Origin of the sequence: Roseateles oligotrophus (assembly GCF_025717515.1) — a bacterium.
GTDB lineage: Bacteria > Pseudomonadota > Gammaproteobacteria > Burkholderiales > Burkholderiaceae_C > Paucibacter_A > Paucibacter_A oligotrophus.
Genome location: NZ_JAJIRN010000008.1, coordinates 18,529 through 41,907 on the forward strand (window position 1 = coordinate 18,529; position 23,379 = coordinate 41,907).

Genomic DNA, 23,379 nt, shown 5'->3' on the forward strand with positions numbered 1-23,379 from the left:
CTTGGGGCATGAAAGAGCATATGTTTCTCGCGGATAAATTGGATGTCGTGGCTTTTGCGCGCGACGGTGGGCAATTGAGCGGTGAACTGCCCGCGGGTAGTTTGTTGCGTTTGGCCGACGCGGCGGCGCCGGAAGCGCCTGCGAGCGCTTGGCCGGCAGTCAAGTGGTCGGCCACTGGCGAGCGCCGTGAGCCGCGCGGCGCTCAAGCCCAAACTTGGTTGCATCTGGAGGCTTCGGCCGTAGCTCAGTTGACGTGTCAGCGTTGTTTGCGTCCGGTGCAAGAGCATATTGAGTTCACCCGCTGGTTCCGCTTTGTCCAAGATGAGGCCGCAGCAGCCGGCCTTGATGCCGAATGCGAAGAGGACTTGCTGGTGATTTCGCGTAGCTTCGATGTATTGGAATTGATCGAAGACGAGCTGTTGCTTACTCTGCCCTTGGTGCCTCGGCATGAGCAATGCCCTGAGCCGCTGAAAGTGCCGGTTGATCCGAGTTTGGCTGCTGTCGAGCTTGAGGTTGAGTCGCCGCATCCCTTTGCTGCGCTTGCTGCCCTGAAGAAGCAGGGGCCGGCCCAGTAGTCGCCTGGTCTGCATGCTTTGACGAAGAATTCCGGCGTGCTACAATCACGGGCTTTCCCCGGTTCGAGAATCAAAGTGGCATGTCGCAGGGGCTAGGTTTTGGCAAGACGGCTGGCAATAAAGCACGCTGTAAGCCAGGGTCAATATCTGCAGGCAGCTGGCGCATGGTGCGCAGAAGCTCGTGACGCTTGAGTACATAGCAAAGCAACTTAGCAAACAACACGCGGCTCCCGGGGTGTCAGGGCCGCAAGATCAGTGATGAGCTGGCTTAGTCCATTCATTGCGGTGCGCTCTAAATCACCGGAGCCTTAGGAGAATTTCATGGCAGTTCAGCAAAACAAAAAGTCCCCATCCAAGCGCGGCATGCACAACTCGCATACAGCACTGGCCACCCCAGGTACCGGCATCGAGCCTACAACTGGTGAGGTGCATCTGCGCCACCACATCAGCCCGACCGGCTTCTATCGCGGCCGCAAGGTCCTGAAGACCAAGGCTGACGCCTCCTAAGATTTTTGCTTGCGCATGGCTTTCGGGCGATGCGTTGGTTTGATCTGCTATGGCTCACAAAATCCCGGCCTGTGCCTTGTTGCAGTGCCGGGTTTTTGTGTTGTTGTTTTGAATTGTTGCGGGCAAACTTGGCGTTAGGCGCCAAGCTTGTTTGATTTGCTTTATTTGTCGTCGAACTCACTCTTCGACCTGCTTTGATGTCCACAATCGGCTCTAGTCTTTCTTCCAAGTCTGCCGCCATGTCGGTCTTGCCACTTGAGGTGGTGCGCTTGGCGATCGACTGCATGGGCGGCGACCATGGGCCCTCGGTCACCTTGCCGGCGGCAAAGGCATTTCTGGAGCGCCATCCGAACGCCGAATTGCTCTTGGTCGGCATGCCCGATGCTCTGAAGGAGGCTTTTGCTTGGCCGCGGGCTCGCATCATCGCGGCATCCGAGGTTGTGCAGATGGATGATCCGGTTGAGGTCGCCCTGCGCCGCAAGAAGGATTCTTCGATGCGCGTGGCGATCAACCTGCTGAAGTCGGTTGACGGGGCGGCGCCTTTGGCCGATGCCTGCGTGTCGGCCGGCAATACCGGCGCGCTGATGGCGGTGTCGCGCTACTTGCTGAAGACGCTTGACGGCATTGATCGTCCGGCGATTGCCTCGGTGATGCCGACCCAAACCGGCGGCTACACCACCATGTTGGATTTGGGCGCTAACGTTGACTGCACGGCCGAACATTTGCTGCAATTTGCGTTGATGGGCAGTGCCCTGGTCTCGGCTGTAGACGGCAAGGACGAGCCCAAGGTCGGTCTGCTGAATATTGGTGAAGAGGTCATCAAGGGCAGCGAAACGATCAAACGTGCCGGCGAATTGCTAAGGCAAGCCGGTGCGGCAGGCCAAATCAACTTCATTGGCAACGTTGAAGGCAAAGACATTTTCACCGGTGAGGTTGACCTCGTTGTCTGTGATGGCTTTGTCGGCAATGTGGCTTTGAAGACCGCCGAGGGCTTGGCGACCATGATCATCACGATCATTCGACAGGAATTTGGCCGAAGTTGGCTGACGAAGGCGGCGGCTTTGATTGCCATGCCGGTGCTCAAGCGATTCAAGGACCGAGTCGATCACAGGCGTTTCAATGGTGCGGCATTGCTCGGGCTGCGTGGCTTGGTTTTCAAGAGTCATGGTGCTGCCGACCAATTGGCGTTCGAAACCGCATTGAACCGGGCGTATGATGCCGCCCGCAATCGCTTACTCGACCGGGTACATGATCGCATCATCGCCGCCTTGCAAGCCCAGCCCTCGGCGATCGAGGAGTCGGGCGGGGCGGATGTTTCAGGAGACAAGGCGACGCAGGTCGTTCAAGCTGCATGACATCTAGCAACCAGACCCACTTAGCCGCTGTTTCTCGCTACTCTCGTATTCTTGGCACAGGCAGCTTTCTGCCGCCAAACCGTCTCAGCAATGCCGACCTGGTCGCACAACTTGCCAAGGACGGCATCGAAACTTCGGACGAGTGGATTGTCGAGCGCACCGGCATCCGGGCGCGTCATTTTGCCGGCACCGGCGTCACGGCAAGCGATCTGGCGCTGCCGGCCGCTCAAGCGGCATTGGCCGCGGCTGGTGTTGCCGCGGGTGAAATTGACCTGATCATCGTCGCGACCTCGACGCCGGACATGATCTTTCCGTCCACCGCTTGCCTGTTGCAGGCCAAGCTCGGTGTTGCGGGAGCCGCTGCCTTTGACGTTCAAGCGGTCTGCTCCGGCTTTGTGTATGCGTTGACGGTTGCCGATTCAATGATCCGCACCGGCGCGGCCTCGAAAGCCCTGGTCATCGGGGCCGAAGTCTTTTCGCGCATTCTCGATTTCAAAGACCGCACGACCTGTGTATTGTTTGGTGACGGTGCCGGAGCCGTGGTGCTCGGGGCCAGCGACATCCCCGGCATCTTGGCCAGTGAATTGCATGCCGATGGCAGCCATGCCGGCATTCTCTGTGTGCCGGGCACGGTTGTGGGTGGGCAGGTGCTGGGCGACCCATTGTTGAAAATGGATGGCCAGGCCGTCTTCAAGTTGGCGGTGGGCGTGCTGGAAAAAGTAGCGCGCGGCGTGCTTGAGAAAGCGGGCCGGGTCGAGGCCGACATTGACTGGCTGATCCCGCACCAGGCCAATATCCGCATCATGCACAGCACCACCAAGAAGCTGAAGTTGCCGCTGGACAAGTTGATCGTTACCGTGGATCAACATGGCAACACCTCGGCCGCTTCGATTCCGCTGGCGCTCGATGCGGCGGTGCGTTCCGGCAAGATCAAGACCGGTGACACGGTGATGCTGGAAGGAGTGGGCGGTGGTTTCACTTGGGGCGCTGTGCTGCTGGACTTTTAATGATCTGAGCGACCTGGCTCCGGCTTGTGTTGCCGGCGCTCACCTTCATCATCAATGACTATGACTTCAAAATTTGCTTTTGTATTCCCAGGCCAAGGCTCGCAAAGCGTCGGCATGCTGGACGCCTGGGGTGACCATCCCGAGATCACCCGTACCTTGGCCGAGGCTTCTTCGGCGCTCGGTCAAGATATCGGTGAGCTGATCAAATCCGGCCCCAAAGAGCAGCTCGACTTGACGACCAACACCCAGCCGGTGATGTTGACCGCGGCAGTTGCTTGCTACCGTGCCTGGATCGCTGAAACAGGCTTGCAGCCTGCCGTCGCCGCCGGCCATTCGCTGGGTGAGTACAGCGCCCTGGTGGCGGCCGGTGCCTTGAGCCTCAGCGACGCCTTGCAGCTGGTGCGTTTCCGCGCTCAGGCCATGCAAGAGGCGGTGCCGGTCGGTGTCGGCGCGATGGCCGCGATTCTGGGTCTTGATGCTCAGGCCGTGCGCGACGGCTGTGCTGCTGCGGCCCTGGCCACAGGCGAGGCGGTGGAGGCGGCTAATTTCAATGATCCGAAGCAGACCGTCATCGCTGGCACCAAGGCCGGTGTGGACAAGGCCTGCGAGTTGCTGAAGGCTGCAGGTGCCAAACGGGCCTTGCTGTTGGCCGTGTCGGCGCCATTCCACTCCAGCTTGATGCGGCCGGCCGCCGAGGCCTTGAAGTCCAAATTGGCCGTGACCCAATTCTCCCCCTTGCAATTCCCCGTGATCAATAACGTCGACGTTGCGATGGTGTCCGATGCCGAGGGTTTGCGTGACGCGCTGTATCGGCAGGCCTTTGGCCCCGTCCGCTGGGTGGAATTGATGCTGGCCTTGAAGGCACAGGGCTTGACTCACATCATCGAGTGCGGCCCCGGCAAGGTCTTGGCCGGCATGACCAAACGAATCGACAGTGAAATTATTAGCGCCACGGTGCTTGATGCGGCCTCCTTGGCCGACGCGCGCGCTTTGCTGGGCTGAAAGAAAACCATGACAGATATTGCTTCCGAAAAAGGCCAGATCGCTCTGGTGACAGGTGCGAGTCGCGGCATCGGCCGCTCGATTGCTTTGGCCTTGGCCGAACAGGGCCTTGTGGTGATTGGCACGGCCACCAGCGAGGCCGGCGCGGCCGCCATCGGCGAAGCCTTGGCCCCGCTTGGCGGGCGCGGCTTGGTCTTGGATGTCAATGACGCAGCGGCCGTCGAGGCGGCCGTTGACGGCATCGTCAAGGCGAATGGCGGTCTGCAGGTCTTGGTCAATAACGCCGGAATTACGCGGGACACCTTGTCCATGCGGATGAAGGACGAGGACTGGGATGCCGTGTTGGATACCAACTTGAAGGCAGTCTTCCGCATGAGTCGTGCAGTCATGCGCACCATGATGAAACAGCGTTATGGCCGCATCATCAACATCACCTCGGTGGTCGGTGCGTCTGGCAATGCCGGTCAAGCCAACTATGCAGCGGCCAAGGCCGGCGTGGCGGGAATGACGCGCGCTTTGGCGCGTGAACTAGGTAGCCGCGGCATCACCGTCAACTGTGTGGCGCCCGGCTTCATTGCCACCGATATGACCGAAGTCTTGCCCGAGGCTCAAAAAGCGGCCTTGATGGCGCAGATTCCGGTTGGCCGCTTGGGTGACCCTCGGGAAATTGCTGATGCGGTTGCCTTCTTGGCGTCGCATAAGGCCGCCTACATTACGGGTACCGAGTTACATGTCAATGGTGGCATGTACATGTCCTGAAGCGGACCCAGGGAAAATCGCCCCCGCGTTGTTGAGACACCTTGTCGTGCCAAGTGCACTGCCTGCGGTGCCTCGCCTAGCTGGTACGATTTTCCTTAGGTCCTAAGAACTGTGGCGAGAGCATCCCGCTTTCGCCCACCGGATTTGCCCGGCCGGTGAAGGTTTTCTGGCGTGAATTAAAGCCTTGTTTAGGCGAGTCACTCTAGAGGCCTTAGAATCCCGGGCTGTTCCCAACAAACCCCCTCCTGGAGGAGTCATGAGCGATATCGAAGCACGTGTCAAGAAAATCATCGCCGAGCAACTCGGCGTGCCTGAAGCCGATGTGACCAATGAGAAGGCTTTCGTGGCTGATCTGGGCGCAGATTCCCTCGACACCGTGGAATTGGTGATGGCACTCGAAGACGAGTTCGGCATCGAAATCCCCGATGAAGAAGCCGAAAAAATCACCAGCGTTCAGCTGGCGATTGACTACGCCGTCAAGCATCAAAAGGCCTGATCAAGCATCCAAGCTTGTCTGGTCATAACTAACTGAACTCCTAATCGCATGAGCCGTCGTCGCGTTGTCATTACTGGACTTGGTCTGATCAGCCCCGTGGGTAACACGGTGGATGAGGCCTGGAGCAACATCCTGGCCGGTCAGTCCGGTATTGACCGCATCACTCACTTTGATGCCTCGGGCTTCTCCTGCCATATCGCGGGCGAGGTCAAGGGCTTCGATGTGACGGACTACATTCCGGCCAAAGAAGCGCGCGCGATGGATACCTTCATTCACTTCGGATTGGCTGCGTCCATCCAGGCGGTGAAGGATTCCGGCTTGCCGACCGGAGATCAGTTGACCGAAGAACAGGCCGAGCGCATTGGCGTGCTGGTGGGTTCGGGCATCGGCGGTTTGCCGATGATCGAAGCGACCCATGGCGAGTTGATGGCGCGCGGCCCGCGTCGGGTATCACCGTTTTTTGTGCCGGCCTCGATCATCAATATGATCTCGGGCCATGTCTCGATCAAGTTTGGCTTTACCGGCCCGAATTTGGCCATCGTGACCGCCTGCACCACCGGTTTGCACGCCATTGGCGAGGCAGGTCGGATGATCGAATACGGTGATGTCGACGTGATGATTGCCGGTGGTTCCGAAGCCACCATCTCTCCTTTGGGCCTCGGAGGTTTTGCCTCGGCGCGTGCTTTGTCGACGCGCAACGAGGATCCAAAAACCGCCTCCCGCCCCTGGGACAAAGACCGCGACGGCTTTGTGCTGGGTGAGGGGGCCGGTGTGCTGGTGCTTGAAGAGTACGAGCATGCGAAGAAGCGCGGCGCCAAGATTTACGCTGAGCTGGCAGGTTTTGGCATGGGCTCCGACGCCTATCACATGACAGCCCCTAGCGTTGACGGCCCCAAGCGCTCAATGCGCGCGGCGCTGCGCAATGCCGGTTTGAATACCGATCAAATTCAATACATGAATGCCCACGGCACCTCGACGCCGCTGGGCGATTTGAATGAAACCAATGCCATCAAGCTGGCATTTGGCGCCGACGCCAGCAATCTGGTGATCAGTTCGACCAAGTCGATGACCGGGCATTTGCTGGGTGGTGCGGGCGGCATCGAGTCGGTGTTCACTGTGCTCGCGTTGCAGAATCAGGTGGCGCCGCCGACCATCAATATCTTCAACCAAGACCCACTTTGTGATCTTGATTACTGCGCCAACGAGGCCCGGCCTATGAAGATGGAATACGCCGCCAAAAATAACTTCGGTTTTGGTGGCACCAACGGCACTTTGATCTTCAAGCGCATCTAAGGCCTTGTTTGAGCGGGTGCGGTTACGCACCCTCGTGTTGTTCTACGCGCTTGCTTCGGGCTTTGGGCCCTTGACGGCAAGAGGTGTCGCCCTTGAAGCGTTCCGCAGCACCGTTCCGGCTTGAGGTAGTGCCTCTGCCTGGGCTTAGTTGGCTGCTTGTTTTTACCGCCGCGCTGGCTGCCCTGTCGGTTGCGCTCGCCTTCACCTCACATTTCCCCCGGCTTTGGCCCTTGCTTTGCCTGCCGTTGTTGGCTGCGGGGTCGGCATGGCGATGTGCGCGCATCGTGCCGCGTTGCTTGCGTTGGGACGGCCAAATTTGGCATCTGCATACCCTGAAACAAAGCGTTTCGGGGGCCTCATTGGGCGAGGGCCTCGATGCGCCGGCGCCCGTCCAGTTGCGGGTCCTATTTGATTTTGGGTTCTGCCTGTTGCTGCGCGCCCGCGCTCCCGGCGCTTTCTGGCTTAGCCCGGTGTATTTGCCCTTGCTGCGAGCCCACCAATCGGCATGTTGGACGCAACTGCGAGCCGTGCTCTATTGTTCGCATCAAAGCCCGGTCTAGGTTTATGTCTCGCATGACTTTCGCTATGCTTGGTCTGTGCTGCGATCATTCGCGCGCAATCATCAATTCAACAGTTAGTTCATAGAGTCAAACCATGCAATTTAAGTTTGCTTCTCGTCCTCTGCGTCTTTCAAGTCTGATCTTTTCTGCCGCCGTACTGTCCCTGAGTTTGAGCTTGCTGCCGGGCCAGAGTCATGCGCAGGCGCGCGACTTGCCGGACTTCACCGAGTTGGTCGAACGAGTCGGCCCGGCGGTGGTCAATATTCGGACCTCGGAGCGCGTCCGTAGTGGCAGCAATGGCGCGAACGGAGTGCCCGAGATCGATGAGCAAATGCAGGAGTTTCTGCGTCGGTTCGGCATTCCCTTGCCGGGGCAGCGGCGTGCGCCACCTCGCGGTGACAGGGGCAATGAGGGTAGTACGGGCGATGACCAAGCTCCGCAGCGACGCGGTGTCGGCTCCGGCTTCATTCTCAGTGCCGATGGATACGTGATGACCAATGCTCATGTGGTTAGCGGCGCCGACGAGGTGTGGGTCACCTTGACCGACAAACGGGAGTTCAAGGCCAAGCTGATCGGCAGTGACCGTCGCTCCGACGTGGCCGTTCTGAAAATCGAGGCAAGCGGCTTGCCGTCGGTCAAGATTGGGGATGTTGGCCGACTCAAGGTCGGCGAATGGGTGATGGCAATCGGCTCACCATTCGGGTTTGACAACACCGTTACCGCCGGCATTGTGAGTGCCAAGGCGCGCGATACCGGCGACTTCCTGCCCTTGATCCAGACCGACGTGGCGATCAACCCGGGCAACTCGGGCGGGCCGCTGCTGAATATGCGCGGCGAGGTGGTCGGCATCAACTCGCAGATCTACAGTCAGTCGGGCGGTTTCATGGGCATCTCCTTCGCGATCCCGATCGACGAGGCGGTGCGGGTATCTGACCAGTTGCGCGGCGGCGGCCGTGTCGTGCGTGGCTATATTGGCGTGGCGCCGGATGATCTAAGCAAGGAAGTTGCCGAGTCGATTGGACTCGGGAAACCCTCGGGTGCCTTGATCCGCAGCGTTACGTCTGGCGGTGCCGCAGACAAGTCCGGCATTGAAGGTGGTGACGTGATCACCAAGTTCGACGGCAAGGCCATCGAAAAAGCCAGTGATCTGCGCCGCGTGGTGGCGGGCTTGAAGCCGGGAGCCAAGGTCACGGTGCAGGTGTTTCGCCGAGGTGCCCTGAAGGAGTTGACTCTCACCGTTGCCGAGATGCCCGATGATGCGCAGCGCGGCGCGGCTGAATCCGAGGCTAAGCCGATTGCCGGTGCGGCGGCGGCGGTCGGTCTGCAGGTATCCGAGTTGACGGATGCTCAAAAGCGCGACTTGAAGCTGCGCAATGGCGTGCGGATCGATGCGGCAACCGGCATCGCGGCGCGTGCCGGCTTGCGTGAGGGGGATCTGATTTTGGCCGTGGACAACACCGAGGTCAGCAGCGTCAAGCAATTCCAGACTTTGATGAGCAAGGCGGAAAAGGCCAAGCTGATCAACTTGATGGTGCGCCGTGACGATGTGGTCAGCTTTGTGTTGCTGCGCCCCGCACATTGATGCGAACTTGAAAATGCGAGGCCCAGACCTACCGTGATGGTGTACAAGCGCGGCGGGTCTTTCCATATTGTGAATTGCAGGGCCTCGAATTCGGGCTTTTCTTTCCGCAGAAAATGTCAATTCTTCACCCTTGCTGATGGCTAACTTGTGGGTGCCCAGGTTCGATTGTTCGAGTCGTCGGATAGAATCACGGGTTGCAAGGCATTCTTTGCTTTGCTAGCGTTATGCAACGCCCGTCGAGCACCTTGAATATTCTCATTCTTCCCCGGTCTGTTAAAGATCGCTTGTGGATAAGATGTTGATAAGTTGCTGTTGGTGGGCCGCAACGACTGGGTTTCCGGTCACTGCAAGGTTTCCAGATTGAGGCTTTTGGCTACAATGGATGCCCAACATGCAGTTGCCAAACGTTTTGTTGGAAGGCGCGTCACCGATTCGACGTGCCTTTTTTTTGCCTCTCGCCGCGCGGCTATGCCGCGCTTAACTTCACTGCATGAAGTTAGCGAACGGCGCAACGGCGAATGCCGTTGTACCCTCGGCCAAGTACTGCCAGATAACGCATGAATCACATCCGCAATTTTTCCATCATCGCCCACATCGACCACGGCAAGAGCACGCTGGCGGATCGCATCATTCAGCGTTGTGGCGGGCTCGCCGATCGTGAGATGGAGGCGCAAGTGCTTGACTCGATGGACATCGAGCGCGAGCGCGGCATCACCATCAAGGCTCAGACTGCGGCGCTGCAATACAAGGCCCAGGACGGCAAGACCTACAACCTGAATTTGATCGACACCCCCGGGCACGTTGACTTCTCGTACGAGGTCAGTCGCTCGCTGTCGGCCTGCGAAGGCGCGCTGTTGGTGGTGGATGCCAGCCAGGGCGTCGAGGCGCAGACGGTGGCCAATTGCTATACCGCGCTGGAGCTTGGCGTGGAGGTGGTACCGGTGCTCAACAAGATGGATCTGCCGAATGCAGATCCGGAAAACGCCAAGGCAGAAATCGAAGACGTCATCGGTATTGATGCCACCGACGCGATTCCCTGCAGCGCCAAGACGGGCATGGGCATCGATGAAATTCTCGAGGCCGTGATCGCGCGTATTCCGCCGCCGCAAGGGGTCGTCGAAGCGCCACTGCGCGCGATGATCGTGGACAGTTGGTACGACGCCTATGTCGGGGTTGTGATGCTGGTGCGTGTCATCGACGGTACGCTCAAGAAGGGCGAGCGCATCCGCATGATGGCGTCTAACGCCGTTTACCCGGCCGACAACCTTGGCGTTTTCGCGCCGAAGTCCGAGCCGCGTGATCAGCTCAATGCGGGCGAGGTGGGCTTTATCATCGCCGGCATCAAAGAGCTGCAGGCGGCCAAGGTGGGCGACACGGTCACGCTGGAAAAGAAGCTGCCGAACAATCTCGGTCCGGCCGAGCAGGCCTTGCCGGGCTTCAAGGAAATCCAGCCGCAGGTTTTCGCCGGGCTCTACCCGACCGAAGCCAGCGAGTACGACCAGCTGCGCGACGCGCTTGAAAAGCTCAAGCTCAATGATTCATCGCTGCGCTATGAGCCAGAGGTGTCACAAGCGCTTGGTTTCGGTTTCCGATGTGGCTTCCTTGGCTTGCTGCATATGGAGATCGTGCAGGAGCGGCTGGAGCGCGAGTTCGATCAGGACCTGATCACCACCGCGCCGAGCGTTGTGTACGAGGTGATGCTGAATGACGGCGAGGTAATCTCGGTCGAGAACCCGTCCAAGATGCCCGAGCTGGGTCAGATCCAGGAGATCCGCGAGCCCATCGTCACGGTCCATCTCTATATGCCGCAAGACTATGTCGGCCCAGTGATGACGCTGGCCAATCAGAAGCGCGGCAATCAGCTGAACATGGCCTATCACGGCCGGCAAGTGATGCTGACCTATGAGATGCCGCTGGCCGAAATCGTGCTCGATTTCTTTGACAAGTTGAAGAGCGTGTCGCGCGGCTATGCCTCGATGGACTATGAGTTCAAAGAGTACCGCGCCTCCGATGTGGTCAAGGTCGACATCCTGATCAATGGCGACCGGGTAGATGCCTTGTCCATCATCGTGCACCGTGTGCAGAGCCAGTTCCGCGGCCGCGGTGTGGCGGCCAAGATGCGCGAGCATATTCCGCGGCAGATGTATGACGTGGTGATCCAGGCGGCGATCGGCTCCAACATCATTGCGCGCGAGAACATCAAGGCGATGCGCAAGAACGTGCTGGCAAAATGTTATGGCGGTGACGTGTCGCGCAAGCGCAAGCTGCTCGAGAAGCAAAAAGCGGGTAAGAAACGCATGAAGCAAATCGGTTCCGTCGAGGTGCCGCAGGAAGCGTTCCTTGCCATTCTGCAAGTTGACGATTGATAGTTTGACGAACCCAAGTAATTGATCAATGAGTGCTCTCACCGGAATTCTCTACGCCTTCCTTGCCGCCTATCTAGGGGGCTGGTATACCGGCTTCTGGAGCGGCAATTTCTCCTTTCTGCTGTTCGTGCTGACGATGGTGACGCTGTGCTTCTGGCTGGCTGAGCGTTTTCACTTCGAACCCAAGCGTGCGGTTGCCGCAGCGCAACTGCTGGCATCGGACGCTCAGCGCCGCCAGGCCCTGAGCGCGCAAGGCATTTCGCGGGTTGACGGTGACGTCGAGTCTGCCCGTCAGGAAATTCTGCGCCAACCCTGGTGGCTGGATTGGACGGCGGGCCTGTTCCCGGTGATCTTGGCGGTCTTTTTGCTGCGCTCCTTCTTGTTCGAGCCTTTCAAGATCCCGTCCGGCTCAATGGTGCCAACGCTCTTGGTCGGTGATCTGATTCTGGTCAACAAGTTCCACTACGGCGTGCGTTTGCCGGTGATCAACAAGAAGATCATCGCCAACAACGACGTCAAGCGTGGTGACGTGATGGTGTTTCGTTGGCCCGGCGACACCAGCATCGACTACATCAAGCGCGTGGTGGGGTTGCCCGGCGATCAGGTCAGTTATTTGAACCAGCGCCTTTATGTCAATGGCGAGCTGGTGCCGGTGCAGGCGCAAGGCGACTTCTACGACGAGAGCTCAATGACCTATCGCCCTCGCTTTACCGAAAAGCTTGGTGACAAGGAACATCAGTTGCTGGTTGATCCGCAACGCTCGCCGTTGTTCTTCCCGAATCGCAAGGACGGCCCTTTCCCTTTCCAGGAGAATTGCAAATACAGCCCCGAAGGCGTCAGCTGCAAGATCCCTGCGGGCCATTACTACATGGTTGGCGACAATCGGGATAACTCCGGTGATTCACGCTTTTGGGGTTTTGTGCCGGACGAAAACATTGTCGGCAAGGCCTTTTTTGTTTGGATGAATTTCGGTAACCTCAAGCGCATCGGCGCCTTCAATTGAAATTGATCCGTCACCACCAACCAGGGAAGCTATCCATGCGTCAGACCGAATTTGTCAGCAGCCAGCGTAAGGTGCAAGGTCGGGGCCTGGGTCGCGGGCAAAGCGGTGTCAGTCTGCTGGGCCTGCTGTTCTGGGGCGTGTTGCTGGCATTCACAGGCGTGGTGGCCGCACGCGTGTTCCCGACGGTGCTCGAGTTCTACACCATTCAAACGGCGGTGAACCGGATCGCTGCCTCCAACCCGCCCACGGTGCCGGCGGTGCGGGCCGACTTTGATAAGACTCAGCAGATCGAGTATTCGATCGTCAGCATCTCGTCCAAGGATCTGGTGATCAGCAAAGACAATGAAAAACTGAAGATTGCCTTTGCCTACGAGAAGCAAATCGAACTCGGTGGGCCGGTCTATTTGTTGATCAAGTACGAAGGGCACTCGCGCTGAATGCAAGGCCTTTTTTTTCTATGACTCCGCAGCTCGCTTCGCTTCAGCAGCGGCTCGGCCATAGCTTCAAGCAAGCCGAGTTGCTGACCCGTGCGGTCACGCATCGCAGCTTCAGCGCCGACCACAACGAGCGGCTCGAATTTTTGGGTGATGCCGTGCTCAGCTTGGCGGTCTCCAGTTTGTTGTACGAGCGCTTTGCGGCCTCCGACGAAGGGGATTTGACCCGCGTTCGCGCCCATTTGGTGCGCGAGGAAAGCCTGCACCGTCTGGCCCTGAGCTTGGATTTGCCCAAGGTGCTGCGCATCAGCGAAGGTGAGGCCAAGGGCGGCGGAGCGCAACGCCCCTCAATCCTGGCCGATGCGACCGAAGCGCTGATCGGCGCGGTGTTTCTGGACGCCGGCTACCCGGCCGCGCATGAGGTGGTGCGCCGCTTGCTGGGTGAGTTGATCGATGGTTCGGTGATCGACAACTGGGCCAAAGATGCTAAAACTGCCTTGCAGGAATGGCTGCAAGCGCGCCGAATGGCAGTGCCAAGCTATACCATTACCGAAACCCGTGGGCAGGCCCACGCGCAGACCTTTGAGATCGAATGCGCGGTGCCTGCTCTAAAGATTTCCAAGCGCGGCGAGGGCCGTTCGCGCCGTATTGCCGAACAGAACGCCGCCCGTCGTTTGCTCGACGAATTGATTGCCCGTGACAAACCAAATGCTGGCTTGCGCGACTGAAGGAGCCGGCCTCAACGCCGCCCACACCATGACCGAAAATACCTCGCCACCGGCGGCCGAAATGCCGGATAGCCCCTCTGCCTCAACGCTGGACCCCTCGGTGCCCAAGCGCTGCGGTTTGATCGCCATCGTCGGTCGACCCAACGTCGGCAAGTCAACCTTGCTGAACGCCCTGGTCGGCCAGAAGGTCAGCATCACCTCGGACAAGGCGCAGACCACCCGCCACCGCATCACCGGCGTGCGCACCATCGAAGAAGCTCAGTTCGTCTTCGTTGATACGCCCGGCTTTCAGATGAAGCATAACGCGGCGCTCAACCGTACGCTGAACCGCACCGTGCATAGCGTGCTGGGCGATGTGGATCTGGTGTTGTATGTGCTGGAGGCAGGGCGCTTTGGCCTGGATGATGCCAAGGTGCTGTCCTTGTTGCCCGAGGACAAGCCGGTGGTGATGATCGCCAACAAGCTCGACGCCGTCCAGCGCCGGGCCGAGCTTGCGCCTTGGCTGAAGAGCATGGCCGAGCGCCGCAATTTTGCCGAGTTCGTGCCCTTGTCGGCCAAAAAAGAGTCCGATGTGACACGGCTGTTCAAGATCCTCAAACCCTATCTGCCCGAGCAAGGCTGGTTCTATGAGGAAGATGCGCTGACCGACCGTTCCGAGAAGTTCCTGGCCAGCGAAATCATCCGCGAGAAGCTGTTCCGCCTGACCGGCGATGAGCTGCCCTACACCTCCACCGTCGTCATTGACAAATGGGAAGACGAGGGCGAGTTGCGCCGGATATCGGCCTCCATCGTGGTCGAACGCGATGCCCACAAGGGCATGATCATCGGCTCGGGCGGCGAGCGCCTCAAGCGCATCGGCTCCGAAGCCCGCCAAGAACTTGAGCATCTGATGCAGGGTCGTGTGTTCTTGGAGTTATGGGTCAAGGTCCGCTCCGGCTGGGCCGACACCGAAGAGCGCGTGCGCACCTACGGATACGAGTAATCGATAAGCGAACCCGGGATTCAGGCGGATGGCAACTCGCGGCGCACGCGCACCCGCGATCCAGCAGGCTTTTGTGCTGCATCACTACGACTGGAGCGAGTCCAGTCTGATCCTGGATTTGTTCACGCGTGAGCAGGGCCGCATCGCCGTGGTGGCCAAGGGTGCCAAGCGTCCTTATTCGCAATTGCGCGCGGTCTTGCTGCCGTTTCAGCGCATCCAGGTCAGCCTGTCCAAACCGGTCAAATCGACGGATGGCATCGGCGACGCGCCGGGGCCTGAGGTGGTCACGTTGCGCGGCGCCGAATGGGCGGGTGGCGCCACCATGCCCGCCGGCGCGGCGCTATTTTCCGGCTATTACCTGAACGAGTTGTTGCTCAAATTGCTGGCCCGCCAAGACCCGCATGCCGCCTTGTTTGATGCTTATGCCGCCACGCTGCCACAGCTGCATGCGAATGACGATGCGCAGTCGCAAGCGGCCTTGCGTGCGTTCGAGTTGCGGCTATTGCTGGAAATTGGTCTGCTGCCGGATCTGAGTTTGTCGACCTTGACCCAGCAGCCACTTGATCTGGACCGGCAATACATGCTGACTGCCGAGGCCGGGGTGGTGCCGCCACTTGCAGACGCGCCGGCCTTCAGCGGTTTGGCCTTGGTGCAACTGCAGGCTGCCCTCTTGCATGGCAGCATGGCAGCGCTGCAGCAGGCTTGTGCGCCGCTGCTGCCGGCCTTGCGGTCGACCTTGCGCGGCCTGCTTCACTATCATCTGGGGCAACGGCCGCTGCGCACGCGCCAGGTCATGCAGGATCTGCAGAAACTTCTTGATTGAATGATGAGCCACCCATGAATCCACTTGTCGCTCCCGAGTACTCCCACCCGCATGGTTCGCGCTGCGCCTTGTCGGTCAATGTCAACAAGGTCGCGTTGCTGCGCAATACCCGCCATTTGGGGATTCCCAGCGTGTTGCGCGCGGCCGAGGCTTGTCTGTTGGCCGGCGCGCAAGGCATCACCGTGCATCCGCGCCCGGACGCTCGCCATATCCGCACGCAAGACGTGCATGAGCTGGCGGCCCTGCTGAAGGCCTGGCCGCAGGCCGAGTACAACATCGAGGGCAACCCGACGCAGAACCTGATGGATTTCGTGCGAGAACTGCGCCCGCATCAGGTGACCTTTGTGCCCGACAGCGAGGATCAATTCACTTCCGATCACGGTTGGCAGTTCCCGGCCGACATGGAACGACTGCGCCCCTTGGTGGCCGAGGCGCGGGCCTGCGGTGTGCGGGTTAGCTTGTTCATGGATCCGATTCCTGAGGCGATGGCCTACGTCGCCGAACTCGGCGCCGAGCGCATCGAGCTCTACACCGAGACATTTGCCAGCGCTTTCGGGACCGAACGGCAGGCCGAAGTGCTGGCCGGCTTTACCCGCACCGCCGAGGCGGCGCTGGCACTTGGACTCGGGATCAATGCCGGTCATGACCTGAACCGGGACAACCTGACGACGTTCTTGCGCGCCGTGCCGGGCGTGCAAGAGGTCTCGATCGGTCACGCGCTGGTGGCCGATGCGCTGGAGCTCGGCTATACCGAGACGGTGCGCGACTACCAACGCTGCATTCAGCGTGCCTACGCGTCTTTGTAGGCCGAAGCGATGATGGCGGATGTCTTGATGCGGCGGGCCCGACCCGACGATGCCCTGCGTATCGCAGCCTTGGCGCGTTGGGTCTGGTTGGATCGCTATGCCATCGACGGTGTCAATGGCGATGTGGCGGACTACCTGAAGCGTGAATTCGATGAGCAATTGCTGTGTCAAGCCTTGGACTTGGGTCGCCATTGGCTGGTCGAGCGGGGCAATACTTTGTTGGCCTGGGCGCAGCTTGATGATGCGTCGCCTTGCCCCGCTGATTCGGACGGTCCTAGCGTCGAATTGAAGCGGCTTTATGTCGCGCCGCGCAGCCAAGGCCAAGGTTTGGGTGCCCGCCTGCTGCTTCAGTGCCGGCGGGAGTGGCCCGAGCATCCCTTGTGGCTGAGCGCCTGGGTAGGCAATGAAGATGCGCTGCGTTTTTATCGCCGCGAAGGCGCCACGCTTTGGGGCGAAACCTGGTTCGAGCTGGGTGGCGAGCAGCACCGTAACGAGGTGCTGGGCTGGCCCGCCATGGAGCGCTTTGAATGATTTACGGCATTGGCACCGACATCTGCGACATCCGCCGCATCCGCGACACCTTGGAGCGGCGCGGTGAGCGCTTCGCCGAGAAGGTGCTGGGGCCGCATGAGATGGCGGTCTTTCGCGAGCGCAGCGCCAAGGTCGCGGCGCGCGGCGTCAGCTATCTGGCCACGCGCTTCTCCGCCAAGGAGGCCTTCTCCAAGGCGATTGGTATGGGCATGCGCATGCCGATGACCTGGCGAGATTGCGAAATCGTCAAGGCCGCCAGCGGTAAGCCCGAAATCCGTTTGCATGGCGAGTTAGCGCGTTGGTTTGAGGGCAAGGGTCTTAAAGCCCATGTCTCGGTCAGCGACGAGACCGACTACGCCAGCACTTTTGTAATCGTTGAAATTGACGCAAAGAACAAGGACTGAACAATCATGATGATGAGCGAAGACAAAGCATCGATCCACGCCCCGCTGGTGCTCGATATCGCCGGGCTGGCGCTGGACAGCGACGATAGACGCCGGCTCAAGCACCCGCTGGTCGGTGGCCTGATCCTGTTCGCTCATAACTTCGAGAGCCGTGCTCAGCTGACCGCGCTGACTTCGCAGATCAAGGCGATCCGCCCCGATGTCTTGATTGCCGTCGACCATGAAGGTGGCCGCGTTCAGCGTTTCCAGACCGACGGCTTCACCCACATCCCTTCGATGCGCAGCTTGGGCGAGTTGTGGATGGAGGACGCGATGCGCGCCACCGCTGCCGCCACGGCGGCCGGTTATGTCTTGGCCGCCGAGCTGCGCGCCTGCGGCGTGGATTTCTCTTTCGCGCCGGTGCTCGACCTTGACTATGGCGAGAGCAGCGTCATCGGCGACCGCAGCTTCCACCGCGATCCGCGCGTGGTGGCGATGCTGGCCAAGAGCCTGATGCACGGCCTCTTGCTGGCCGGCATGCATTCATGCGCCAAGCATTTCCCCGGCCACGGCTTCGTCAAGGCCGACTCCCATGTGGACGTGCCGGTCGACAAGCGCAGCCTCAAGGCCATCATGGCCGAGGATGCGAAGCCGTTTGAATGGCTGGTCATGAGCATGGGCGCGGTGATGCCGGCGCATGTGATCTACCCCAAGGTCGATGCCCGGCCGGCTGGCTTCAGCGCCCGCTGGTTGCAGGAAATTCTGCGTGAGCGATTGGGCTTTGGCGGCGCGATCTTCAGCGACGATCTCGGCATGGCCGGCGCCCGCGTCTTGGACGGCCAAGCCATCGGCTACACCGAAGCCGCGCTGGCCGCTTTGCAGGCCGGCTGTGACATGGTCTTGCTGTGCAATCAATCCGGCGTTGACGAGGGCAGCGCCCTCGATGAGGTGCTGGCCGATCTGAGCCAGGCTCAGGCCCAGGGCCGTTGGTTGCCAAGCGCCGAAAGCGAGGCCCGGCGCGCCGGCCTGCTGCCGCAAACCGCGCCCCTGACCTGGGACGAGCTGATGCATGAGCCGGCCTATCACCAAGCTCTGGTGAGCCTGAGCTGAGGTGTTCGGCCTGAACCGAGCCGAAGTTCGAGGCCGACCTTGCCTCAAGCCGGATTGAAGTTTCGCAAGGCCGGCAGTAGCTGATCGATCGCTTCGGGACCGACGCGCTCAAAGTCCGGCGCCATGGCTGCCAAGCCGTTCAAGGTGTCCGAAGAGAGCCAGCCCACGAGCTTGTTCAAGTCACTGAATCGAAGCCCCTGGCGCACCAAGAACGCGATATAGCTGTGGCGCAGTGTCTCGGGTGTGATGCTCTGTGCATCGACGAGATTGGCGTCATAGGCGCTGCTGGTGACCAGCGCAGCGACTTCCTCGGTCGTCAGCGCTGTGCCACCTGTGTTCGTGAAGAGCGCCCCCTGGCTCGGCATTTCGGTTGCTCCCGTCAACAAGAGGCTCAATGGGCCGTCCAGGGGCAAGAGTCGGTTTGGTTTGCCGGCCACCGTCAAGGTTTTTGCGCGGTCATCAAGATCCGACACATGCAGGGCCAGCAACTCGGCGGGGGTCAGGCCACAGAGCAAGCACATCAGCAAGGGCCGGTTCTCGGCCGAAGCGTTGAGCAGCAAACTGCGAATCTCGGCGTCAGCAAGCTCGCGCAAGCCTTGTGACGATGGTGCCGACAGTTGCTGCATTGGGGCCATGCCCGGCAGCGAACCCACCGGCGCGCTGCCGCCGAGTTGGGCGTGAGCAGACTGAGCGGCGCCGACCCAAGGTGGTGCAATGATGACGGTGGCCGGGCCGGCCGCGCTGGGTTCGACGCGATTGAAAAATTCGACGAACCACACCGCCAAGAAACCGAGCAAGAGCGACAAGGCGAGGCCGAGACCCGCATCGCGCCAGTAGAGGGGGCGCCAGGCTGTTTCGGCGGCCACGGCAGCCTCCAGCACCTTCATCCGAGGCTTGCGGCTCAGCTCGCTCGCCTCAAGTGCCAGCAAGCGTTGGCGGCTGGCTTGTTGCATCTTCTCCAGGCCGCGCAATTCGTCCTGGATGGTCTGGAATTCGCCAAAACGGCGGCTGAACGAGTGCACCGATTGTTTGTCCTGTGCCAGCTGTTGCTGCAGGCGCTGCGTCGTCGCTTTTGAGCTGGCGAGTTCCTCGCGGGCATCGGCCAAAGCGGTGTGCTGGCTCTTGCCGCGCTCCTCGGTGAGCTGCTGTTCCAGATTGCCGATCCGCGTCTTGAGCGCGCGAGCATTGGCATCCATGTCCAGAAACTGCGGCGTGAATTGGCGCTCCAGCGCTCGCCATTCCTCGCGCATCTGCAACAAGCGCTGTTCCATCGCGACGACCGCTGAATTGTCTTTGGCCTGGGGTGCCCGTTTGCCCTCGTTGACGGCCTGCTCCAGCGCGCGAACTCGGCCTTCAGCGATCGCCTCGCGGTCGGTTGATGCACTCAGCGATGTGCTCAGGCCCTTGACCCGCGCGAGGGTCTGATTCTCATCGCGCTCGCTGGACACAATGTCGGCTCGCTGGCGAAAGGTCTCCACTGCGTGTTTCTTTTCGTCCACCCGCTGATCCATCACGCGAGCCTCCTCGCGCGCCTCCGTCAATTCGGTTTTGGATGAATCGTTGCCCGCCTGTGCCTGATGTTCGCCGTAAACCTCGATCAAGGTATTCACCAGCCTTGCCAACAGGGCGGCCGGCGCTCCGCTGGCCGCGAGCTCAACAATATTGCCGCCCTCAAGCGCGTTGACTTTCAACATGGTTTGCAGGGCTGCAACTTTGTCGCCCTCAATCCCGTTCAGTTCCCCTTGCTCGCTCAGGCGTGCGGCCACCTTCTCCAGCAGAGGCCGGCTGTTGAGTGTTTGCAGTTCAAGCGCGAAGGCAAGGTTTTTGTTGTCGGCGCTCGGGGGCGCCTCGCCGCTGCCGAGTTTGCCGGGCGGGCTGATCTGTACTCGAGCACTGGATAAGTAGATTGGCGGGCGTAGGAAATTCAAACTGAGGCTCGCCACAGCACAGACGATGAAAACGCCGAAAAACACCAATACCCGTCGCCGCATGCGGGCGCCGTTAGGCATCTCCCGCCCGCCGTTGTCCAGGGTCGGCATAGACATCGGGGTAAATCCGGCGGGAAAGACCTGGTCTTGGCTGTTGCTGTGGTTTCTCACGTCGCACCTTGTCTCGTCATTCAAGCGATGGCTAATCTAATCCCGCCGGGCCCAGTCCCGAGGTCGGAGCAGGGCCGTTGCAATGACGGTCGCTGGGATCCGTCGCTCGCAACTGTATCGCTTCCAGCCGTCAGCCCTGCGCCAGCAGCGTCGCCACTTCGGCCGCCGAGCGTACACCTAACTTGGCAAACACGCGGGCGCGGTGAACCTCGATGGTGCGCACCGACACATTCAGCTCGTCGGCGATCACCTTATTGAGCTTGCCGGTGGCCACGCGACCCATCACCTCGCGTTCGCGCTCGGTCAGGCTGGCCATGCGGGCCATCCGTTCGTCGGCGTGTGCGCCGACTATGCGCATCGCCGCGTCAACCGCCAGCGCCTGCTCAAGCCGATCGGCCAGCGCGTTATCGCTATAGGGTTTTTCGAGAAAATCGAAGGCACCTTTTTTGAGCGCCTCCACCACCATCGGGATGTCGCCATGGCCGGTCAGGAATAGCACCGGGTTGCGCAGGCCCCGGGCGAGTAACTCGTCATGCAGTCTGGTGCCCGTCATCGGCTCCATCCGCACATCGAGCAAAAACACGCCCGGCGGACCGACCGGCGCTAGGGCATCCAGCGCCGCCAGCAGGGCCGGGCCGCCGTCGAAACTCGCCACCCGCAGGCCGCGTGAGCCGAGCAAGAAGGCCAGGGCGTCGCGCACGGCCGGGTCATCGTCGACCAGAAATATTTGAGCTTCAGTCATGCTCGGATTCTCCGCTGCCGGCGGCGTCGCTTTCAAGTCCATGCAAGGGCAGGCTGAAGGAGAAGCGCGCGCCGCCGAGTGCGCATTCTCCGGCGTCCAGCACGCCCTGATGGGCTTCGATGATGGAGCGACAAATCGCCAAGCCCATGCCCATGCCTTCGCGTCGGGTCGAATAGAAGGGCGCACACAGGGTCTCGATGCGGCGCCCGCCCAAGCCGGGTCCGTTGTCCATCACGTCAACGCGCAGGAATTCAAGCCCTGCGGCCGAACTCGTCGCCCGACTGCTGCGAACTTCGATCCGGCGCCCGTCAGCCCTGGCCTGCAAGGCATCGGCTGCATTGCGCACCAGATTGATCAGCACTTGCTCGATCAGCACCGCATCGGCAAACAAGGGCGGCAAGTCCTGGGCTAACTGCAAATTCACTTGCACCTGAGCGCGACTCAACTCGCGGCTCAGCAAGGCCACCGCGTCGGTGATCACCTGCTGAAGATCGCAGGCCTCGCGCTGCGGTTCACGGCGGGTCAGGAACTCGCGTATGCGCTGCACGATGCGGCCGGCATGCGCGGCCTGCTGGCCCAGGCGCTGCAGCGCTCCCAGCACGGTGGCGTCGGTGACGCCCAGCTTGGCGAGCGAATTGCCGATGCCGGCGTTGTAGCTGGCGATCGCCGTCAGCGGCTGATTCAACTCATGCGCCAGCGTCGAGGCGACCTCGCCCAACATGGTCAAGCGGGCGTTATTGCTCATGGCCTCGATCTGGCGGCGCTCGCCTTCCTCGAGGCGCTTGCGTTCGGCAATGTCGATGATGGAACCCATCCAGCCGATCTGCCGGCCTGCAGCGTCGACCAGCGGCGATTCGAACACCATCACTTCCAGCGTGTGGCCATCGGCATGGCGCCAGCGCGCCTCGAAGCCCTCGCGCGGGGCGTGGCCGGCGAGATTGAGCCGGTTGCGGGCGGTCATTTCTTCCAAGGCATCGGGCGGCCAATAAGGCATCGGCGGGCGTTGGCCCAGCAGGTCGGCGGCACTGAAGCCGACCATATCGCAGAAGGTGCGGTTGACGTAGAGCAGGCGGCCTTCGGCATCGCGCGCGCGCAGCCCGACCAGGGCCGAGTCTTCCATCGCGCGGCGCCAGGCCGCCTCGGTTCGCCAGGCGGCTTCGGCGCGCGAGATCCGCCGCACTTGGCGGCGCAGCAGCCAGCTGGCGCCGGCAATCAGCGGCAAAAAACCGGCGATCAGCACCAGCGCAAGGGGCCGGATCGTGGCCGCAGGCGGGTCGCGCAAGGTCAGCTCCAGCGCCGCGTCGGTGAGTGCCGATTCGGTCAGCGGGCTGGCCCGCAAGGGGCCGGGAAAACTGACCCGGTAGCTCGGCCTTGTCCCTTGCGCCAAGCGCACGCTGCCCTCGACACTGGAGGCAATCACCTGGTCGGCGCTGTCGACCATCTGGATATCGTATTTGTGGCCGAGCCACCAAGGCACGCCGCGCTTGAGCAGCAGCGCCGGTGCATAACGCACGACCAATATGCCTTCATCACCCTTCGCACCCACCGGGGCGGTCAGGTGCAGGGACAGGCCATCCTCTTCAACGGCCCGCTGGCCTTCAATCGCGGCTGGTAGCTGCGCCTGGATGCGATTGCGTGCATCCAGCCAGGTGACGGACAGCCAGAGCCGGCGCAGGCCGGCATTCAATTCGGGCTGGGCGGACAGGCTCGCCGCGGTCGGCGCCTGACCCTGCAAGCGCGATGCAAGTTCACGCAGATGGCCAATCTCGTCATCCAGCTTGGCGCGCAGTTGGGCCTCGGTGCTGAGCGCATCCGAGATCATGGTCTGGCGTTGCAGCACCCGCTCTTCCGCCTCGTTATTGCGCGCCCACAGCAGCACGCCCAGTACAAACCCTAGGGACAAGAACAAGGGCAAGGCCCATAGCCAGCTGCGGATGAGGGCCAGCCTGGTGATGTCGGTGCTGGCTTGGCTGGCTGGATGGGATGCGGTTTGAAGTAGGGGCATGACGCAAAGTCTACGTGTCAGCCTCGCCATCGGGGTCATAACGCTCGGCGAAATGTGGAACTCCACAACTACCCGGCGGGCAGCCGAGCTTTCACAATCGGCCCACAGTGGCCAAGCCCCCTTTTTATCAGTGCCATGCTTTGGAGACCTTGATGAACAAGCCTAACTTTCAGACCCCATTCCGTGCGCGCCGTCTGGTGCTGAGCACGCTTAGCGCCTTGACCCTGGCTC

22 protein-coding genes are annotated in these 23,379 nt (G+C 60.9%); 19 read left to right on the top strand and 3 right to left on the bottom strand.

Going from position 1 to position 23,379, the window contains the following annotated elements; genetic code table 11:
- The first annotated feature begins 8 nt into the window (after positions 1–8).
- The 19 genes from LNV07_RS17600 (at position 9) to nagZ (ending at position 18,302) form a co-directional block, all read left to right on the top strand.
- Positions 9–575: a YceD family protein gene (locus LNV07_RS17600; RefSeq protein ID WP_263572487.1), complete on the top strand. Its 567-nt coding sequence runs from the start codon at positions 9–11 to the stop codon at positions 573–575.
- Positions 576–896: 321 nt separating this feature from the next.
- On the top strand, positions 897–1,082 hold the full coding sequence (rpmF, locus tag LNV07_RS17605) for a 50S ribosomal protein L32 (protein ID WP_263531618.1): 186 nt from the start codon (positions 897–899) through the stop codon (positions 1,080–1,082).
- Between the two features lie 239 nt (positions 1,083–1,321).
- Positions 1,322–2,437 (top strand): phosphate acyltransferase PlsX, encoded by a 1,116-nt coding sequence (gene plsX / locus LNV07_RS17610; RefSeq protein ID WP_263572488.1) that lies wholly within the window; start codon positions 1,322–1,324, stop codon positions 2,435–2,437.
- Positions 2,434–3,444, top strand: a complete 1,011-nt coding sequence (locus LNV07_RS17615; RefSeq protein ID WP_263572489.1) for a beta-ketoacyl-ACP synthase III — start codon at positions 2,434–2,436, stop codon at positions 3,442–3,444. Before plsX ends, LNV07_RS17615 begins: the two co-directional genes overlap by 4 nt.
- A gap of 60 nt (positions 3,445–3,504) precedes the next feature.
- Positions 3,505–4,446 carry an ACP S-malonyltransferase gene (fabD, locus tag LNV07_RS17620; RefSeq protein ID WP_263572490.1) on the top strand — a complete coding sequence of 314 codons (942 nt, stop codon included), beginning with the start codon at positions 3,505–3,507 and terminating at the stop codon, positions 4,444–4,446.
- 9 nt (positions 4,447–4,455) lie between these two features.
- Positions 4,456–5,205, top strand: coding sequence for a 3-oxoacyl-ACP reductase FabG (fabG, locus tag LNV07_RS17625; protein ID WP_263572491.1), 750 nt, complete (start codon positions 4,456–4,458; stop codon positions 5,203–5,205).
- A 256-nt stretch (positions 5,206–5,461) separates the two neighbouring features.
- Entirely contained in the window at positions 5,462–5,701 is a 240-nt protein-coding gene (gene acpP, locus LNV07_RS17630; protein ID WP_263537748.1) for an acyl carrier protein, read from the top strand.
- Between the two features lie 48 nt (positions 5,702–5,749).
- Complete coding sequence (gene fabF, locus LNV07_RS17635) at positions 5,750–6,994, top strand: beta-ketoacyl-ACP synthase II (protein WP_263572492.1); 1,245 nt, start codon at positions 5,750–5,752, stop codon at positions 6,992–6,994.
- Between the two features lie 654 nt (positions 6,995–7,648).
- Positions 7,649–9,136: a DegQ family serine endoprotease gene (locus LNV07_RS17640; protein ID WP_263572493.1), complete on the top strand. Its 1,488-nt coding sequence runs from the start codon at positions 7,649–7,651 to the stop codon at positions 9,134–9,136.
- A gap of 557 nt (positions 9,137–9,693) precedes the next feature.
- Positions 9,694–11,502, top strand: coding sequence for a translation elongation factor 4 (lepA, locus tag LNV07_RS17645; protein ID WP_263572494.1), 1,809 nt, complete (start codon positions 9,694–9,696; stop codon positions 11,500–11,502).
- 28 nt (positions 11,503–11,530) lie between these two features.
- Positions 11,531–12,505 (top strand): signal peptidase I, encoded by a 975-nt coding sequence (gene lepB, locus LNV07_RS17650; protein WP_263572495.1) that lies wholly within the window; start codon positions 11,531–11,533, stop codon positions 12,503–12,505.
- Between the two features lie 35 nt (positions 12,506–12,540).
- Entirely contained in the window at positions 12,541–12,942 is a 402-nt protein-coding gene (locus LNV07_RS17655; protein ID WP_263572496.1) for a DUF4845 domain-containing protein, read from the top strand.
- A 20-nt stretch (positions 12,943–12,962) separates the two neighbouring features.
- A complete protein-coding gene (gene rnc, locus LNV07_RS17660; RefSeq protein WP_263572497.1) occupies positions 12,963–13,667 on the top strand; it encodes a ribonuclease III in 705 nt (234 codons plus the stop codon).
- 28 nt (positions 13,668–13,695) lie between these two features.
- Entirely contained in the window at positions 13,696–14,649 is a 954-nt protein-coding gene (era, locus tag LNV07_RS17665) for a GTPase Era (RefSeq protein ID WP_263572498.1), read from the top strand.
- A gap of 28 nt (positions 14,650–14,677) precedes the next feature.
- Positions 14,678–15,472 (top strand): DNA repair protein RecO, encoded by a 795-nt coding sequence (recO, locus tag LNV07_RS17670; protein ID WP_263572499.1) that lies wholly within the window; start codon positions 14,678–14,680, stop codon positions 15,470–15,472.
- A gap of 14 nt (positions 15,473–15,486) precedes the next feature.
- On the top strand, positions 15,487–16,278 hold the full coding sequence (locus LNV07_RS17675) for a pyridoxine 5'-phosphate synthase (protein WP_263572500.1): 792 nt from the start codon (positions 15,487–15,489) through the stop codon (positions 16,276–16,278).
- A 9-nt stretch (positions 16,279–16,287) separates the two neighbouring features.
- On the top strand, positions 16,288–16,809 hold the full coding sequence (locus tag LNV07_RS17680) for a GNAT family N-acetyltransferase (RefSeq protein ID WP_263572501.1): 522 nt from the start codon (positions 16,288–16,290) through the stop codon (positions 16,807–16,809).
- Positions 16,806–17,213, top strand: a complete 408-nt coding sequence (gene acpS / locus LNV07_RS17685) for a holo-ACP synthase (RefSeq protein WP_263572502.1) — start codon at positions 16,806–16,808, stop codon at positions 17,211–17,213. Before LNV07_RS17680 ends, acpS begins: the two co-directional genes overlap by 4 nt.
- Before the next feature lie 12 nt (positions 17,214–17,225).
- Positions 17,226–18,302: a beta-N-acetylhexosaminidase gene (gene nagZ, locus LNV07_RS17690; protein WP_263572809.1), complete on the top strand. Its 1,077-nt coding sequence runs from the start codon at positions 17,226–17,228 to the stop codon at positions 18,300–18,302.
- A 44-nt stretch (positions 18,303–18,346) separates the two neighbouring features.
- Here nagZ and LNV07_RS17695 read toward each other — a convergent pair whose 3' ends face one another.
- The 3 genes from LNV07_RS17695 to LNV07_RS17705 form a co-directional block, all read right to left on the bottom strand.
- A complete protein-coding gene (locus LNV07_RS17695; protein ID WP_263572503.1) occupies positions 18,347–20,347 on the bottom strand; it encodes a tyrosine-type recombinase/integrase in 2,001 nt (666 codons plus the stop codon).
- A gap of 184 nt (positions 20,348–20,531) precedes the next feature.
- On the bottom strand, positions 20,532–21,143 hold the full coding sequence (locus LNV07_RS17700; protein ID WP_263572504.1) for a response regulator transcription factor: 612 nt from the start codon (positions 21,141–21,143) through the stop codon (positions 20,532–20,534).
- Positions 21,136–23,148, bottom strand: coding sequence for a sensor histidine kinase (locus LNV07_RS17705; RefSeq protein ID WP_263572505.1), 2,013 nt, complete (start codon positions 23,146–23,148; stop codon positions 21,136–21,138). The genes LNV07_RS17700 and LNV07_RS17705 overlap by 8 nt, the downstream gene beginning before the upstream one ends.
- Between the last annotated feature and the right edge of the window lie 231 nt (positions 23,149–23,379).